Annotated in this window: 16 protein-coding genes and 1 pseudogene; 2 read left to right on the top strand and 15 right to left on the bottom strand. The window is 44.7% G+C overall.

Going from position 1 to position 16542, the window contains the following annotated elements:
• Positions 1–52: 52 nt before the first annotated feature.
• The 10 genes from tnpA to AB9P05_RS20790 form a co-directional block, all read right to left on the bottom strand.
• Entirely contained in the window at positions 53–499 is a 447-nt protein-coding gene (tnpA, locus tag AB9P05_RS20835; protein ID WP_371906921.1) for an IS200/IS605 family transposase, read from the bottom strand.
• Between the two features lie 126 nt (positions 500–625).
• Entirely contained in the window at positions 626–1042 is a 417-nt protein-coding gene (gene secG / locus AB9P05_RS20830; protein ID WP_371910772.1) for a preprotein translocase subunit SecG, read from the bottom strand.
• Between the two features lie 4 nt (positions 1043–1046).
• Positions 1047–2033, bottom strand: coding sequence for a hypothetical protein (locus AB9P05_RS20825; RefSeq protein ID WP_371910771.1), 987 nt, complete (start codon positions 2031–2033; stop codon positions 1047–1049).
• Positions 2034–2078: 45 nt separating this feature from the next.
• Positions 2079–2606 carry an LPS assembly lipoprotein LptE gene (gene lptE, locus AB9P05_RS20820; protein ID WP_371910770.1) on the bottom strand — a complete coding sequence of 176 codons (528 nt, stop codon included), beginning with the start codon at positions 2604–2606 and terminating at the stop codon, positions 2079–2081.
• The gene (locus tag AB9P05_RS20815; protein ID WP_371910769.1) at positions 2599–3900 is read right to left on the bottom strand and encodes a sigma 54-interacting transcriptional regulator; all 1302 of its coding nucleotides are present in this window, start codon (positions 3898–3900) and stop codon (positions 2599–2601) included. The genes lptE and AB9P05_RS20815 overlap by 8 nt, the downstream gene beginning before the upstream one ends.
• Positions 3901–3928: 28 nt before the next feature.
• Positions 3929–5392: a tRNA (N6-isopentenyl adenosine(37)-C2)-methylthiotransferase MiaB gene (gene miaB / locus AB9P05_RS20810; RefSeq protein WP_371910768.1), complete on the bottom strand. Its 1464-nt coding sequence runs from the start codon at positions 5390–5392 to the stop codon at positions 3929–3931.
• 153 nt (positions 5393–5545) lie between these two features.
• Positions 5546–6841, bottom strand: coding sequence for an anthranilate synthase component I family protein (locus tag AB9P05_RS20805; RefSeq protein ID WP_371910767.1), 1296 nt, complete (start codon positions 6839–6841; stop codon positions 5546–5548).
• 94 nt (positions 6842–6935) lie between these two features.
• The gene (locus tag AB9P05_RS20800) at positions 6936–7700 is read right to left on the bottom strand and encodes a YceI family protein (protein ID WP_371910766.1); all 765 of its coding nucleotides are present in this window, start codon (positions 7698–7700) and stop codon (positions 6936–6938) included.
• A 286-nt stretch (positions 7701–7986) separates the two neighbouring features.
• Positions 7987–9672: a hypothetical protein gene (locus tag AB9P05_RS20795; protein ID WP_371910765.1), complete on the bottom strand. Its 1686-nt coding sequence runs from the start codon at positions 9670–9672 to the stop codon at positions 7987–7989.
• 11 nt (positions 9673–9683) lie between these two features.
• Positions 9684–10967 (bottom strand): OmpP1/FadL family transporter, encoded by a 1284-nt coding sequence (locus AB9P05_RS20790; RefSeq protein WP_371910764.1) that lies wholly within the window; start codon positions 10965–10967, stop codon positions 9684–9686.
• A 318-nt stretch (positions 10968–11285) separates the two neighbouring features.
• On the opposite strand from AB9P05_RS20790, the gene AB9P05_RS20785 reads away from it, so the two are divergent.
• Entirely contained in the window at positions 11286–11810 is a 525-nt protein-coding gene (locus tag AB9P05_RS20785; protein ID WP_371910763.1) for a DinB family protein, read from the top strand.
• Here the strand turns inward: AB9P05_RS20785 and AB9P05_RS20780 are convergent.
• From AB9P05_RS20780 to AB9P05_RS20760, 5 genes and pseudogenes are all read right to left on the bottom strand, one after another.
• Positions 11807–12802, bottom strand: coding sequence for a YpdA family putative bacillithiol disulfide reductase (locus AB9P05_RS20780; protein WP_371910762.1), 996 nt, complete (start codon positions 12800–12802; stop codon positions 11807–11809). The two genes, AB9P05_RS20785 and AB9P05_RS20780, sit on opposite strands and share 4 nt — an antisense overlap.
• A 171-nt stretch (positions 12803–12973) precedes the next feature.
• Positions 12974–13153 carry a hypothetical protein gene (locus AB9P05_RS20775; RefSeq protein ID WP_371910761.1) on the bottom strand — a complete coding sequence of 60 codons (180 nt, stop codon included), beginning with the start codon at positions 13151–13153 and terminating at the stop codon, positions 12974–12976.
• Positions 13154–13165: 12 nt separating this feature from the next.
• Positions 13166–13703: pseudogene (locus tag AB9P05_RS20770) on the bottom strand (nitrilase-related carbon-nitrogen hydrolase).
• A gap of 81 nt (positions 13704–13784) precedes the next feature.
• A complete protein-coding gene (locus AB9P05_RS20765; RefSeq protein ID WP_371910760.1) occupies positions 13785–14633 on the bottom strand; it encodes an SDR family oxidoreductase in 849 nt (282 codons plus the stop codon).
• A gap of 441 nt (positions 14634–15074) precedes the next feature.
• Positions 15075–15731: a helix-turn-helix domain-containing protein gene (locus AB9P05_RS20760; protein WP_371910759.1), complete on the bottom strand. Its 657-nt coding sequence runs from the start codon at positions 15729–15731 to the stop codon at positions 15075–15077.
• Between the two features lie 206 nt (positions 15732–15937).
• Between AB9P05_RS20760 and AB9P05_RS20755 the strand changes: the two genes are divergently transcribed.
• The gene (locus AB9P05_RS20755) at positions 15938–16501 is read left to right on the top strand and encodes a hypothetical protein (RefSeq protein ID WP_371910758.1); all 564 of its coding nucleotides are present in this window, start codon (positions 15938–15940) and stop codon (positions 16499–16501) included.
• Positions 16502–16542: the final 41 nt, after the last annotated feature.

Genomic DNA, 16542 nt, shown 5'->3' with positions numbered 1-16542 from the left:
CCCCCACCAAAGGAGGGGGTTTTCAATGGTTATTACCCCCAAAGGGGGATAGTCAGTTATCGAATAGCGGGATATCTATATCCCCATCCTCTTTCTTATCTTCCTTCTCCTGATACTTAACATACCGCTTTATCTTTTCTTCATCTATGCCTACCGTACTTACAAAATAGCCTCGTGACCAAAAATGATTGCCCCAATAGGGTTTTCTGCGAAGACTCTTGAAGTTCTTAAACATCATGATCGCTGTCTTACCCTTGAGAATACCCATGAAGTCTGATACACTAAGTTTCGGAGGTATACTACATACCAAATGAACGTGATCTGGCTGAATGTTCAACTCTTCTACCTTGACCTCCTTCCATTCACATATCGTCTTTATCTTATTCTCCAACGTATCTGCAACAATATCACGAAGTATACGGTGGCGGTACTTCGGGGTCCATACTACATGATAGACACAATAGTAAAAGCTATGCGATAGCTTACGATACTTGCTCATTCCACAATATACCCCTACTGGCATAGCCCTCAAACATGACCACCGTCTAAGACGGTGGTTTTAATTCGATTAATAAAAAAGCCCGCAGTTAGCGGGCTTTGTAATTCTATATATTGGAATATTTACTTACTGATCATTAGCGTCAGGTTCACCGTCATTACCCTCCTGGGCTTCCTCGGTAGCCGTTCCTATTTCCATTTCCTGATCAGGAGCATTTTCCTCAAGTGTTTCCTGTGTTGACTCGAAAAGAGAACCAGGCTGATCTTCACGGGCCCGCTCCAGGTTAGGAGAGGTAAACTCATCATTTACTACTGCTGTATCATCAATCACAAAGCTGGAAGATACACAGAGTATAACAAGGCCGATGGCCAGAGTCCAGGTAACTTTTTCAAGCAGATCGGTAGTGCGCTTTACTCCAATGATTTGGTTTGCACCTCCACCAGTAAATTGGCTTGAAAGTCCGCCACCTTTAGAATTCTGTGCCAGCACCACCAGAATCAATAACAAGGCAACGAAAATTGAAATTGATATTATAATAAACATTCTCCTATCCGTTCGATTTCAGTTCTTCAATTCGAGATGCAAAATAACTCTTTTTTTGCGGAAACTTCCAAATAAGCTTTTTATAAATATCGATTGCCCGGTCAATCTTTCCCTGTCTAACCATAATATTGGCGAGATTTTCAGAAATCAGGGTGTTATCAGTAATCCCTGCTGTATTAGAAGACAGGTCTTTACCTTCATAATCCCCATCTGCATGTTTATACTTATCAGACTGGGAAATAGAGGGACTTTTTTCAATGAACCGGTCGATAAGCTGCATTTGTTCCCGCCTTTTGTCCCGGGTATCGGTGTAGGCGGCAGGAGTATCAGGTGTTTCTGATACTGTTTCAATTTCTACAGACTCCGTTTCCTCCTCAGTCGGGGGGGCAGATGTTTCCTTTACGGATGCCTTCTCCTCGATGTGGATTTCCTCTCCCGGGTTCTCAGACATGAGATTAGCGGACTCGTCCTCATTCTGTTCTGATTTTTCCCGGGCCGCTTTAAGCTGCCTGAGCGTTTCTTCTATCTCTGAATGTACTTCGGAGCTTTCTGCCTGAGGAAAATCCTCTACCGGCAAAGAAGGTTCTGCAGGTTCTTCTGAAGTCAGAGAAATTTCTGTATGCCTCTCCTCAGTTTCTGCAGGTATTATTTCACTTTCCTGAGTGTCTGCACCAGCACTTTCTTCCAAATAATTGGAGCTTGGCACCTCCTCAATAACTTCTTCATAAGTATAAAACTTCGGTGACGGGGGAAGGCCGCCCTGAAGTATTTGCTTCAGCCTTCTGCGGTCAAACGTATAAAGAGAGGCATTCTTAACAGCTTGCCTGCTGGTTCCCTCATCCGCGCTATCGCTGTTTTTCTTAATGGCGAGCGCCATGTGAACAGGCTGGGAATAAGGCATTGACTCGACCAGCGATTCGAGTTCCTGCATTTCGAAGTCGTTCATTCCCTTAGGGTCAGAAAGTATTTCCAGGAAGCGGGTTTTGTTCACAGTAGGCTCTTTTGTAAAAGGTGAATAGACAAAATACGTCAAGGTTTACCAATTGGCAACCGTGGCGTTGAAAATGTCAAATATGATCTGATCGAAAATTGTCTCAATCAGCTGGTTTTCTACCTCAGTCAAGGTATTCCTTGCAGGGTCGAAGTCAGCATAAAAACTAAAATTTCTTTCAAAGTTCTGGTCCTCGTCCAAGGTATTAACATAGATAACTTTGACTCCGATAGTAAGTCGTTCCTGCCCGGCTACGTCAGTAGTAGCTGCTGAGCCGGTAGCCTGAGGTGCCAGGGGGGAGACTGTCCAGCTGACTATACTACCATCCAGTTGCAGGTCTCCGTCAGACGAAACCAAGGAAAGGCTGGTATTTGTTTGGTAATAGTCCCGTATTTCCTCTGTAAATGTCTGGCTAAGGTTGGCTGGCCCCCCTCCGCTATCATTGTAAAAGTTAGCGATTGACACAGTTTGGATGGCAGGATTCAGGGTATTACCAGAGAGGCTATACACGCCACAGCTCTGCGAAACGGACATGAACAAGAGTGTACAGATCACAGAAATGACCCTACTCATCGATCTCATATTGTTTGATCTTCCTGTAAAGCGTTCTTTCCGAGATGCCAAGGTCCTGGGCAGCATATTTCCGTTTATTATTATTCTTTCTTAATGCCTTCTTTATAAGCTCTTTCTCTTTCTTTTCAAGGGAGAGGCTATCACTGTCATCCTCTTCTTCCACATGCACGATATCCTGCACCTGAGGATAGTCATAAGTGTCACCATCGTCAGACATTGCGTCTTCATCCTGGTCATACCTTTCTAGCAGATAGCGTTCCTTTACCTCCCGGCTATCATGAGCATTGGGTACCTGGTCCTGCATATTCTCAAAGAGATCTTCATGCCCTTTTAATATGCTTGCACTATCCATATTTCCGTGCTTAGCCATATCCAGCACGAGCTTCTTTAGCTCATTCATGTCCTTTTTCATATCGAAAAGGACTTTGTAAAGCAAATCCCGCTCGCTGTAGCTCTCTGAGGCTCCGGCAGATTGACCGGGGACAATGGCAGGCAGCAAATTTCGCTCTTGGGGGAGGTATTTGGCCAATTTTTCCCCATTTACCTCTCTCTCCATTTCTAAAACGGAAATTTGCTCCACAATATTCTTGAGCTGGCGAATATTGCCCCGAAACCGGTACCGGACTAAAATGGACCGGGCATCTGGAGTCAGACTAATTGGTTTAACGCGATACTTTTCGGCAAAATCAGAGGCAAATTTTCTAAAAAGGAGATATATGTCTTCCCCGCGGTCACGTAAAGGAGGAACGTAGATAGGTACAGTGCTCAGCCTGTAATATAGATCTTCACGGAAAGTCTTTTTCTCTACTGCCTCTATCAGATTTACGTTTGTAGCGGCTACCACACGTACATCTGTCTTCTGAACTTTAGAAGATCCGACCTTAATAAACTCACCGTTTTCGAGTACCCGGAGTAATCTGGCTTGCGTAGCCAAGGGCATTTCCCCTATTTCATCAAGAAAAATAGTTCCTCCGTTAGTAACCTCAAAGTACCCCTTGCGCGCTTCATGGGCTCCTGTAAATGAGCCTTTCTCGTGGCCAAATAGCTCGCTGTCTATAGTACCTTCAGGAATAGCTCCACAGTTAATGGCTATGAATTGACCGTGTTTTCGGGCACTCAGGCTATGAATAATCTTTGAGAAGCTTTCCTTACCACTCCCGCTCTCTCCGGTAATAAGTACCGTCATATCGGTAGGAGCTACCTGGGCGGCCACCTGTATGGCATGGTTCAGTTGGGGCGAGTTACCGATTATCCCGAACCGTTGTTTTATTTGCTGTATTTCAGTTTCTCTCACCGTGTTTTCTTCAGGTTAGAAAGGGTACTCATCCCACAGCTTCACCGATCAGCGTGGCAGCCGTACAGTCCGTTACCAGTACATCCACATAATCACCTTTCTTGTAATGCTTCTTATCAAAAACAATCACTTTATTAGCCGAATTGCGACCCTGGAGCTGCTCATCCGACCTTCTGGACGTTCCTTCTACCAGCACCCGGTGTACTTTGTTCAAATCCAACTGGTTTCTTTCCAGGCTATGCTGTCTTTGCTTATCAATGATCTCATTTAGCCTTCTTTTCTTAACATCCAGCGGAATGTCATCAAGGTATTTTTTGGCTGCGAGAGTACCCGGTCTTTCGGAATAGAAGAACATATAACTGAAGTCATACTTCACAATGTCCATAAGAGTCAGCGTATCATGGTGCTCTTCATCCGTTTCTGTACAGAACCCGGCAATCATATCACTCGAAATACCACACTCCTGGCCGAGTATCCGTCTGATAGCATCTACCCGGTTCAGGTACCACTCCCGGTCATACGTGCGGTTCATCAGTTTCAGTACCCTGGAGTTTCCACTCTGTACCGGCAGGTGAATGTATTTACAGATGTTGTCATACCGCTTCATTGTATGGAGTACCTCATCGGTTATGTCTTTTGGGTGAGAAGTACTGAAGCGGATACGCAGATCAGGATCAACCTTAGCTACCATTTCAAGCAAACCGGCAAAGTCAACAATGTTCTCCTCATCCGAACGTTCTATCTGCGCCTTACCTTTCAGGTCGCTATTTGGTGACCACTTATAAGAATCCACATTCTGCCCCAGAAGAGTTACTTCCCTGAAGCCTCTATCGAAAAGGTCCTGGGCCTCAGCAACGATAGAGTGTGGATCACGGCTCCTTTCACGGCCCCTAGTGAAAGGCACCACGCAAAAAGAGCACATGTTATCACAGCCACGCATGATAGAAATAAAAGCTGTCACACCATTACTATCCAGGCGAACAGGACTAATGTCAGCATAAGTTTCTTCCCTGCTCAGGAAAGTATTTACTGCTTTTTCGCCATCATCTACCTTGGTCACCAGGTTAGGTAGATCGCGGTACGCATCCGGACCCGCCACCAGGTCTACGATCTTTTCTTCTTCAAGAAGTTTACTCTTCAGCCGTTCGGCCATACACCCCAGTACACCTATAGTAAGCTCAGGACGATCCGCTTTTAGGGCATTGAAATGTTTTAAACGTTTTCTTACCGTCAGCTCGGCCTTTTCCCGGATAGAGCAGGTGTTCAAAAAGATTACGTCCGCCTGAGTAAAGTCTGAAGTGGTATCGAAGCCATCTTTTTTCATGACTGATGTGACGATTTCACTATCAGAGAAATTCATTTGGCAACCGTAGCTTTCTATATATAATTTACGGGTTTTACCGGTATTTTCTTCCTCCGTGACCTTCATGTCACAAGCTTCTTCTGTTTGCTTACCGGCCAGTATATCAATATCCTGAATGAGATTTTCCATTCCTTATTCTATTGTGTGTGAGTAAACGGCGCACTCCCTGAATAAAGTTCGATAGTGCAGCATTTTCCAGGCGCCCTTCTCAGGAAATGCAAAATTAAGAAAAAAGGAAGTGTTTATGACATTATGTCAGGTTTTTATTCGAATTTGTCTGCATCATGTAAAGGGGGTGAGGTCTGATCCCAGTAATTTACATATGGCAGAGGCTTTTAGAAGGCATTCCTGGTACTCAGCAGTTCCTTCTGCATCATAAGTGATAGCACTGCCCACCTGGAATCCTAGGGTCTGGGTTTTTTCATTATAGATCAGGCTTCTTATGACCACGTTCATATCAAAATCCCCTGAAGGAGTAATGAAGCCCGCTGCTCCACTGTATATTCCCCGGCGAAGGGTTTCGTATTTTTCAATGAGCTGCATAGCCATCACTTTAGGGGCACCCGTCATACTCCCCATAGGAAATGCATGCTTTATAATATCTGCCCAGTGGGTTTCAGAAGATACCTTAGCAGATATCGAAGTAATCATCTGATGAACTTGCCTGAAGCTATATATGCCAAACAACTCTTCCGCTTTCACCGTGCCTGGTATCGCTGTTCTGGCCAGATCATTTCTCACCAGGTCGGCAATCATCATGTTTTCTGCCAGCTCCTTTTCATTATGTCTTAAAGCAACTTTAAGCTGTTCATCTTCATTAGGGTTACCGCCGCGTGGTGCTGTTCCTTTAATAGGCTGGCTCAGAACCTGGTCACCTTTTTTTCGCAGAAACCGTTCAGGGCTTGCTGATAATAGATAATGATGGTGGTTTTTTTGAAAGCATGAGAAGGGGGCCGGACTTAGCTCATTCAGCAATAAATAGCGAAACACCGGTGAAATCGCCGCATTTCCTGTAAAGCCCATACATAAATTAAGTTCATACACATCACCCTCTTCAATATGCTGCCGGATTTTCTCAAACCGCTCCAGATACTCCATTCTGGACATATGCGGAATAAGGGATATTGACTCATGCGTATCCGGTACAGGGCATGGCGTGGCCTGTATTTGAGCAAATACTACGTATGGATCCAGCGGTGAATGGATCTCAACCCTTTCCTCATACAAAAAGATGATATGCAATGGCTGAAAGAAACTGTAAAGAGGACAGTCCAGCGGATCATTATGAAGGCTGCTGAGTGCCTCAACTTCATTTTTCAGGTCATATCCGAAATAACCCGCCAGGTAATCACCAATCTTGTGGTGAAAGTCACCCACATACGCAAAGGTATTCCCCGTATGCCGGTTAAGTACTTTATGCGCCCCACACATAAGTACTTCTGTGAAGCCCTCAAAAGGGTAGGGGATGTCGTTGGATTGAAAGTAGCTTAGATGGCTGAACGCATTTGCCCACTGTAAGGCGCTTGCTACAAAAGAACCTTTATCTTTTATGGAGAACTCTGCCTTATTACGGATCATTTTCCAGGATTACAGGGCGCAAATGTATAAAATTAGCAGCATAAAAAAAGGAGGCCGGTTGCGGCCTCCTTACTTTAATTCCCTAAGGAAATAATTAGTTTACAGCTTCTTCTTCAGTCTCAGTAGAAGCATTAGCTTCCACATCGTTCATGCCTTCACTGGCAACGATATCGAAACCTACATTTACAGTATTGTAAATAAACTGATCTTTAGCCTTATCTACTGCTTTCGACTCATCACCGTAAGACACGCCCCACTCGGTACGGTCAATGTTGAATTTAGCCTGTGCCATTACTTTACCATCCTGCATAGTTACTTTTGCAGGGAATGTTACAGACTTAGTATTGCCACGCATAGTAAGGTTACCCGTAATTTTGTGCGTAGGGTTAGCAATCTTGTATTCGTTTTCTTCGCCTGAATTTTCTTCAGAAGCTTCTGAACCTGAAATCGCCTCACTACTTACAATTTCGAACATGGCATTAGGATATTCTGCCACAGCAAAGAAATCAGGACTCTGAAGGTGGCCTACTAGCTTTTGCTCATCTTCACCGTCAAGGTCTTCTACTAAAATTGCGTTAAGATCAATAGTTACTTTACCACCTACGATCTTATCACCTTCTACAGAAAGCGTACCGTCAGTGATACCGAAAGTACCATTATGACGTCCACCTGGCTTGGTACCTACCCATGATACTGAGCTTTCCTCAGTGTTGATGGCATAATCCTCGGCAGTTGCCACTTCCTGCACTTCCTGTGCTTCGCCAACTTCTGCCTTATCACTATCAGGATTTCCAGTACAGCCGGCCATTGCCAACATTGCGGCAAGAGATAATACACCGGTAAATTTCAATGTTTTCATAATTAAAAACAGTTTGTTCGGACTTTGTATTTGAATGAATAAATCTGACGTATCTCTTTACGAGAAAGTCAAAGTGAAGTTTAGAAAAAATGTATGTATATACAATTAATTTTTAGTAATAGTGTTTCAAAAACCACTAACTAATTGAAAACCAATAGGTTGCTGTTTGATATTTCCTTTATAAATTTTCAATAAACGATATTTTTGCCCCACCCAATTGAAAAAAGGTGCCCCGATAGAGCACCTTTTGTAGCCGGAAAAATCCGGATATAAATTTCTGTATAGATCAGGGGAGGATGTTGCCCCTATAGCTACTGATATTTACAGGAGGAATACTGCTGTTATATTTACTGTTGATAGCATCAATGAACGTATTAGCCACTACGGCAGCGCCGGCAGGAGAAAGGTGTACACCATCCAGACCAAAAGCATTACCTGTTACAAATTCGCTGCTGAAGTTTTCACCATCAACAAAGATTCCACCTTCGATGAGGCTGGTAAACAAGCCATCCACATCAACCAGGGCAAACCCATTATCATTGGCGACACCAGAAATGATACTATTATAAGATGAGCGAGCCTGATCGATAAGAGCAATCTCATCCACAGTAAGCACAAGGTTGTCCGCGAGAGGTCCCGCAGCAATTTGCTCAGATGATAATCTGGCTACATCCAGTAAAATTCTATCATTCTCGGTGGCAAGCCTCACGCCGGTGAGAGAGTTCTCATCCGCAATCAGGAATCCATTAGCACCTTCCTGCAGCGTAGGGTAAAACCCGGCATTGCGAAGGCCTTGGATTTGCTGGTTAATAGCTGCCACAAGTTCCTGAGGGCGATCCTCAGGAGTTGCGATCAGGTAATCAATCTGCTGCTGAAGCTCTACCGGACGAACGCCAGGGTTATCAATCAACAGATTAGTATTACTTACGAGCGTATTCAAAGGCTCATCAAGGCCAGTGGCATCAAGGTTGTCTATTATCAGATCCCTTGTAGTGCCTATTGCAGTTTGTCCTTCAACGCTTTGCACATATGCCTGAGCAGCACTGGCGGCCTCCTGGTCATTTGCTCCCTGCTGTTTTGCCTGCTGATAAGCCTGTGTGTAAACAGCCTCTGTGGCTACACCGGTAGCAGAAGCAACAGTAACAATTACCTGTGATTCTACCACAGGCTCGATTTGAGCCGCAAGACTTGCATTGGCACCCGCTGCCTGCTCGGCAGTAAGTACAAAAGCATTATAGGGTACAGTGGTAAAATAAGGTATTTCAGTTACGTCGGGTATATTAGCAAGAGCTCCTTCAATATCGGCATTAGCCGTAGTGAGAGTACCTACTATGCCTCCCATTGCCTGCTGGAACGTACTTACAGGAGTGATTTCATCTCCGTCACCCCCTGAAAGGGCATAACCCAGTATATCATTATTACCTATCCACAACGTAAAGAATGTCGGGTTTTGCGCTGCTGCATCAGCAACTACCGTAGTAGTGGGCGCTGTGGCGATGCGGGCAAAGAAGGGATTTCCCTGCTCAGAACCATAGCCTGGAGTTACCAGGTGGAAAGACCTTGCGCCAGGCACGCCTAGGTTATTGTACGGTCCGCTAACCGTTGGCGTACCGAATGCAGCAGGATCACCATCTGTGGGAATGGGGAAAGGGCTGCCATTAATGATTGAAAGCTCAAGTTTACCATCTCCGCTGCCTCCAATGCCATTACCTTCCGGTACCAGTGGTTGTACAAAATCACCCCCACCGACTTCCATCATTTGACTGGCAATAATAGAAGGATACGAGTTAAGCTGCCCCTCACGGTATAGTGCACCATCAGTGTAACCGGCGGTAAGGGAGTTACCCAAGGCTACATAGGTACTAAAATCAGCTTCGCCGTTGGTCGGTTCAGGTACGTCAATTTCGGGCTCGCAGGAGAACATGAAAAGGCCTGCGGTAATTATGCCGAGATATATATTATTTCTCATCATTATTCTCTTCATTAAAATTTATAAGAAGCAGACAGACCAGGAATGAACGCGTTTAGCTTGTAAGTACCTGGAAGTACATCCTGGGTACCCGCATCCGGGTTAAGCGTGCCGGCATCAAGTGCATCCTGGGTCGTTTGCGTTCTTTCCTCTCCATTAATGTAAAGGAAGGAGGCATCCAGCACAAGGTTACCAAATGTCAGTCCCACACCGGCAGTCAGTCCCACACGGTTTGCATCCGGAGTTTCAGGAGTCATGTACCCAAGCTGTACAGGCGTCTGGTCATAGTATCCACCACCGCGGAGGGCCACTACGTCAGATAATCTGTATTCTGCACCTAGGTGGAATACAAAAGAGTCTTCATAGTTTCTGGGAGAGCTGCTGTCCTGCAGTCCTTCACCGTCAGCACCTTCTTTTTCAAAGTCGAATGCCAGCGCTTCATAAGCACCCCATCCCACCATGTTGGCTTCAAAGCCAATGCTCCACTGCTCAGTAGGCATATAGGTTATTCCTATGTTTGTGTTACTGGGAAGGGGAAGAGAGGCAGAGAACGAATTGTCTGCAGGAAACAGGGGAGAAGCCAGGGCCGGAACGTTGGTATAGATAACGTCACCATCGTCAACTTCCATATCCACTTTAGAGCGGTAGCTAAATCCAAGATTTACCTTTTCGCTTAATGTGAAGAAAACCCCCACATTATATCCCCAGCCGGAAGCATCGCCGTCCAGCTCAATGCTACCCTGGCCCTCAGCATTGTTAAAAGGAAGGTCACGCTGAAGGTTTACACTACCAAAAGCATAAACAGGTCCACCACCTATGCTAATATTTTCAGTAATTCTGTAACTCGCTGTGGGCTGTACAAAAATGGCCCTCAGCTCGATCTGATCTAATAAAAACTGGCCTTTCCAGTCAGCTTCCCAATCTACATTAGATCCGTAGGGTGTATAAACACCAAGGCCTACCTTGAATTTGTCATTACCATGAGCAGCATACAAGTGAAAGGGAGTACCCATAGGGTTTTCCGTTTCGGCAGTATAGATGCTGTTCTCAGTTTGGCTATCATAGAATGCAGAGTTAGACTGGATAAGATTCAAACCGATCATGGCACCACCAGTCTGGTCCATCATAGCCAGTGCACCGGGGTTGAAGAAAACACTGGAAACATCAGGCGAAACAGCCACACCGAGGTTGCCCATCGCCGTAGACCGGTTTCCCTGTAGTAACACCTGGAAGCCACTGGCCCATGCACTCGAAGCGAGCAGGCTGGCAGCCATAAGTGTAAGTAACTTTTTTCTCATCAGATCATTCAAATTTGGTCAATGTGCGGACAAAATTATTGGGATAAACGTAATTTCATAATATTATTTTAGAAAAATAAATGTAAGAAAAACAATGTTCAGAGCCTGTTTTTCCCATACCAGGGCCAACTCCACACGTCAGAAAATGCGGAAGGGTAGATTGTTTTAAGAGTAAATATGTCTTTATTCTGCTTGCAGAGTATTTCTAAGCAGATTTAGGTGTTTTTTAGTTGCCTTAAGACAACCCGCCGATATCTATTTTTTATCTCGTTAATAACGGTTACCTATGTGGTGTAGTATAAGCAATGACGTGACAATATGAAGGCTGACCAAAACAAAAGACCTGAAAAAGGTGAGTATAATGATTATTACCACCAGTATGTGACCAGGATTTCCGGTGATACATGCCAATACCTCGAGAGACAGGGAGAATCATTTGCCACGCTCATAAACTCAGTTCCGGAAGATAAGTGGGATTATCGCTATGCAGAGGGTAAATGGAGTATAAGAGAGCTTATAGGGCATATCCTGGATGGGGAAAGAATATTTGTATACAGAGCACTTGCCATTGCACGGGGAGAGAAAGAATCCCTTCCCGGCTTTGATGAAAACGCCTACGTAGCGAATGGCCGTTTTGCCCACCGCTCAGCAGAGAGCTTCTACAAGGAGTTTATCAATATAAGGCAGTCTACCCTCGATTTTTACCGCTACCTGGATGGTCGTGACTGGGATAGGAGCTGCGTGGTTAATGGCCATCCGATGACAGTGCGGGCTATAGCATACATAATTGGAGGCCATCTTGCACACCATATGGAAATATTATCAGAGAGATACCTGGATTAGTGCTGAAGCTTTGTCTCTAAAACTTCCTTGATATGGGCGATCACCTGCTTACCGTGTTCCTTCCCGTTTTCAATAAATATCTTTGCTGTCTCTTCACCACCTACTACAGAGCCTGCCACATAAATACCTGGCACATTCGTTTCGAAGCTGTTTTGATTGAACTCAGGGATAAATGCCTCACCATTTAGCGTCACTCCAATTCGTTCCATCAGTTCCGCATCAGGCCTGTAACCAGTCATCAAAAAGACAAAATCAGCGGGAATAGTTTGAGTGTCACCACTTTCGAGGTGTTTGATCTCTATCTCCTTTTCATTGATAGAGGTTATTTTGGAAGAGAAATGTGCGTTGATGTCCCCTTTTTTAACCCGGTTACGTATGTCAGGAGTTATCCAGTACTTTGCTGTATCATCAAAGTCCCCGAACTGGTGCACCACTGTAACCCTGGCTCCATTGCGGTAAAGGTCCAGAGCAGTTTCTATAGCAGAGTTTGCTCCACCCACCACTACCACCTCTGAGGTGCTATACTGGTAAGCCTCATCATAGTAATGACTAACGTGTGGTAAGTCTTCACCCGGCACGTGTATAAGCCTTGGCAGGTCATAATAGCCAATAGCCAGCACCACCTTTCTCGCAAGAAATGTCCCTTTATTAGTTATAACAGAAAAGATTTCATTAGCATTTCGGATGTCCTCTACGCAGGTAAAAAGTTGTAGATTCAGATCAAAATGATCCACCACACGACGATAGTATCGGAGAGCTTCCGTTCGCGTTGGCCGCATTTCAGCAGACGTAAAAGGGATATCTCCTATCTCGATATTCTCAGACGTACTAAAGAAAGTCATGTTGATAGGGTACCGCCTGATGCTTTCGGTGATGCTTCCCTTATCAATAATAAGATAGTCCAGGCCGGCTTTTTTTGCTTCTATACCACAAGCCAGGCCACAGGGTCCGGCACCTATAATCAGGGTATCGTATACTTTCTTGTCAGTCATCGTAAGCTTAATACGGAGATAAAAAAAATTGGTTCCTGACCATCAATCCTTTCTGGATTTGTTTATCTGGTAATCAAAAACATCAGGCCGCTGATAATGTCCGGACACATCTAGCGTCATCCGCTCACCTATTACCGATTGGACATCTTCTATAGTGGCATAAATAATGTCTTACTGAGCATAAACGGGAGAAAGCACATAGTGCCCGTCAGGCCCTATCAGGCAACTACCTCCATTTAAGAAAAGGTGGTCTGGTGTGTCCTTATAGGTAGGCTGTATAGTAAGGTAGTCAGGAATGTCCGACACCCTCATGATCTGACCGGCTGCTATTACAGGGTCCTTCAAATGCATACTGCCTGCTGGCTACTTCATGAAGGTCATGCCCCTGGGCCATAGTGCCACGTGAATGTGCTCATTTTCATCATGCATAGCCTGACGTGCCATAGGCATCCAATACTCCCAGCAGATAAGGCCCCTTACAGGTCCAAAAGAGGTTTCAACAGCCCTGAGCCCATGCCCCTCACCTATACCATACACCATCTTCTCAGTGTAGGTAGGCATAAGCTTTCTATGGTGATTAGCTAGCCTACCGTTGTCATCAAATAGTAATAGCGTATTAAAGAGCGTTCCGTCGTATTTACCCTTAACCCCCCGCTCATTGGCTCCCATCACGATCACCATTCCGTATTTTTGCCAGCTCACCAATAGCTTCAGTCTCAGGACCAGGTACAACCAGGAAATTAACATGCATGTCCCCAAATACCTTTTTGGTCCATTCATTACCCCATATAGCAATATCCGGACAGTAATCCAGCCAGACCGGATAGCCCGTGAGCCATGTTTCTCCAAATACCAGCAGATTGACCCCTTGCCTACCCGCCTCCTCAATCATCTCCAGCATCCTCACCAGGCTTTTGCTCAAATTCATATGAACAGCCCCCTTCTGGACTAGCCCTATCTTGACACTTCTTCCTATTTCAGGTTAGTATTCCACTCCCGTGAGCTTAACGCTTTCCTGCCACAATTTGTCGGCATTAAATTCACTCTGGGCATTCTTTGAAGGCATAATGGCCACCTTGTCTTTAAAGTAAGCTCCATTAACCCCCTCTACTTTTTCAGAAGCCGCCAGAAAAACGCTCGTTTCCGCGCCTTTTTTGGGTCCTTTCATGAAAGGCTTACTCAGTTTGATCACCACACCGAAAAAGCTTTTGGCACCAGATCCAAAATTACTGGCAATAGCCCCCGGATGCAAGGTATTGGCCGTTAGCGACGTTCCTGTCAGCTTTTCAGCCAGTTTTCTGGTAAATAAGATATTGCATAGCTTTGATAAGGCATAGGATTGCAGCCCGCTGTACCCCTTATCCATTTGAAGGTCATTTAGATCTAATTTTTTAAGCCACTTATGCGCTTCCGAAGATACCGTTATTATCCGCCCATAAGAGCTATTCTTGAGTTGAGGTAATAACAGCCCCGTAAGCATAAAAGGCGCAAGGTGGTTTACAGCAAAAGTTTTTTCCAGACCATCCGGGGTGAATTCGCGTTTATCACCCTGGATCACGCCTGCATTATTTATCAGGACATCCACCGTATGAAACTCAGCCTTAATCCGGTCACTCACCTGCCTTATTTCATCCTGTACAGCAAGATCAGCTAGAAACAAAGCCACCTTCTGCCCACTTACTTTTTGTATGTCCTCCCGGGCTCGTTCCGCTTTCTCCTTATTTCGGCAAAGCATGATAATTTTAGCCCCTTTTTGCGCTAGTTCAAGGGCTGTATGAAATCCTATGCCCGAATTGGCACCCGTTATAAGACAAATTTTGTCTCTGATCATATAAAATCTGGCTTTTCTTTATAAAATCAGATTCAGCAAAATGTGTTGTGAAAAATTCATAAAAGGTTCACGAGAGGATGACAGCAGGTAGTTAAATACCTCCGCCTATAGTAGATAAGTAAAGCTTACGACCACGGCATAAGCCCGATACCTGACCACTGGTAGTTACGCGTAAGCTCAAAGGGTAGAGGGGATTGATTGACCGTAACATCACCATCCGGATAAGCCATTGTTCAGGTACACAGTTGTAATTTTCCCATAGTTGCTTCCCCCGCTAACCTATACCTATTCTATAGTCAACCTATAGTCATCCTATAGTCAGAGTGTGGATATCATTTATCTGCTAAAGTAGCACTATTTGTAGAGGCGGTGTTTCGAGGGTAAGCGACGCCCGCCTTAATTTAAAGCCTCAGATAAAAGAGCCATACTCAAGCCATGCCATCATAATGCATAAAGAGTTTCCTGCTCATGTTCCAGCACCCTGATAAGTCCCGTTTTAAGCGCTTCCTCCAGTTCACGCCTGGCCCGTCTTTCACTAATATTTACCAGCTTACTGAACTGTTTAAGCGTTATCCGCTCATTTTTTTCAAGGTAAGCCACCAGCCTCCGCTGGTTAGGCGTTTCAGGTCGCGCAATACCCGACCCTTTACTTATTCCCTGTTCCAGTAGCCATTCCGCTTTTTTACCAGCCGGTAGCGTTTTGTCATTTTGTCGTATGTAAGTCTGCCATTCTCCGCTTTTTCTCATGCTTTTATGAGGCTTGTTCTCACTTTCGGGTATCAATGCCACAAGTATTGATTTATCCTCCGGGTCATATTCTATTACCTCATAGTGCACCTTCACAGGAGGATCACACCAGGTTTCCGCTGCCTCATTAATCATGTACATTTCCTCCTCCGGATCAACAGAAGCAAGGGTCCTGTCATCTTTAACCCCTACCAGCAACCTGCCACCGGTCGTATTAGCAAATGCCGCCAGGGTACGCGCTATTCCCGGCAAGCTCGAGATCGATTGTTTAAAGTCTTGTTGCTCACCTTCACCCTCACTTATCATCTTTTCTAATTTTTTTACCTGATCTTCTTCCTTACCTGTATCCATTCTGATTTTTCGTAGTTTGCCAAAGTCTAACAAATATTTTTTTACTAATTGATAATGAATGTTTTGTCTTTGGAGAGAAAGGAAAAATATTTTATCTTATTACCTGCAGAAGCCATCCATATTCATTAGCGACATTTTTTATTTTTTCTTTGCCTGATGGGGCAGAATCAAACATATTGGACCAATATTTAACTTTTTACAAAACGATGGAATTCGATAACAAAGGTTTTAACAAGGAGGAAATCGAAGGTCTGAAGGAAAGGTTACGTAACTCTGGTAAAAATTATCTTCTTGCAGACTCGGAGGATAACAGCGAAGAGTACAAGACTTTTTACTTCATTGGCTCTTACGAAGGCCAGGAGTGTATTTACGACGCGGCCCTATTCACGCTGAGATTACATCACGCCAGCGAACTGTACGAGCGAGCCGAACACGAAGCGGCCAAACGGTTTCCTAAATTCCGGAAAATTGAATACCGGGAAGATGAAAATGGTGATCTCGCCGCATTAGATAGCCTCGAAGAAGAAATAGGCCTGTTCATCACAGAGATGATGATGGAAATGGAAGAGGAAGAATCCATTAAGGTTCAGGAATTTATAGAGATAGATCCACATATCGATTATGGCATAGGGCTTGATGCCTCCTTAAATGTAGAAGAAGTTACTGATAAGGTAATCTCAAAGTTTGTAGAGGACTATAAAGCCGATAGCCTGAAACTAGACACCACCCTATATTCGTTTCAAACCGAGTACGATGAAGAAATGAGCTGAACCTTTCCTACCTTTACCCTCTGACTGCGCTACACTGCATC

The sequence above is a fragment of the Roseivirga sp. BDSF3-8 genome (assembly GCF_041449215.1).
Classification (GTDB): domain Bacteria; phylum Bacteroidota; class Bacteroidia; order Cytophagales; family Cyclobacteriaceae; genus JBGNFV01.
This window is presented reverse-complemented; position numbering and strand designations above follow the sequence as displayed.

Coding starts and splice junctions, on each gene's coding strand:
- tnpA (WP_371906921.1), bottom strand. CDS start 499: ATGAGCAAGTATCGTAAGCTATCGCATAGCTTTTACTATTGTGTCTAT.
- secG (WP_371910772.1), bottom strand. CDS start 1,042: ATGTTTATTATAATATCAATTTCAATTTTCGTTGCCTTGTTATTGATT.
- lptE (WP_371910770.1), bottom strand. CDS start 2,606: ATGAGTAGGGTCATTTCTGTGATCTGTACACTCTTGTTCATGTCCGTT.
- miaB (WP_371910768.1), bottom strand. CDS start 5,392: ATGGAAAATCTCATTCAGGATATTGATATACTGGCCGGTAAGCAAACA.
- AB9P05_RS20805 (WP_371910767.1), bottom strand. CDS start 6,841: ATGATCCGTAATAAGGCAGAGTTCTCCATAAAAGATAAAGGTTCTTTT.
- AB9P05_RS20800 (WP_371910766.1), bottom strand. CDS start 7,700: ATGAAAACATTGAAATTTACCGGTGTATTATCTCTTGCCGCAATGTTG.
- AB9P05_RS20795 (WP_371910765.1), bottom strand. CDS start 9,672: ATGATGAGAAATAATATATATCTCGGCATAATTACCGCAGGCCTTTTC.
- AB9P05_RS20790 (WP_371910764.1), bottom strand. CDS start 10,967: ATGAGAAAAAAGTTACTTACACTTATGGCTGCCAGCCTGCTCGCTTCG.
- AB9P05_RS20785 (WP_371910763.1), top strand. CDS start 11,286: ATGAAGGCTGACCAAAACAAAAGACCTGAAAAAGGTGAGTATAATGAT.
- AB9P05_RS20780 (WP_371910762.1), bottom strand. CDS start 12,802: ATGACTGACAAGAAAGTATACGATACCCTGATTATAGGTGCCGGACCC.
- AB9P05_RS20775 (WP_371910761.1), bottom strand. CDS start 13,153: ATGCATTTGAAGGACCCTGTAATAGCAGCCGGTCAGATCATGAGGGTG.
- AB9P05_RS20765 (WP_371910760.1), bottom strand. CDS start 14,633: ATGATCAGAGACAAAATTTGTCTTATAACGGGTGCCAATTCGGGCATA.
- AB9P05_RS20760 (WP_371910759.1), bottom strand. CDS start 15,731: ATGGATACAGGTAAGGAAGAAGATCAGGTAAAAAAATTAGAAAAGATG.
- AB9P05_RS20755 (WP_371910758.1), top strand. CDS start 15,938: ATGGAATTCGATAACAAAGGTTTTAACAAGGAGGAAATCGAAGGTCTG.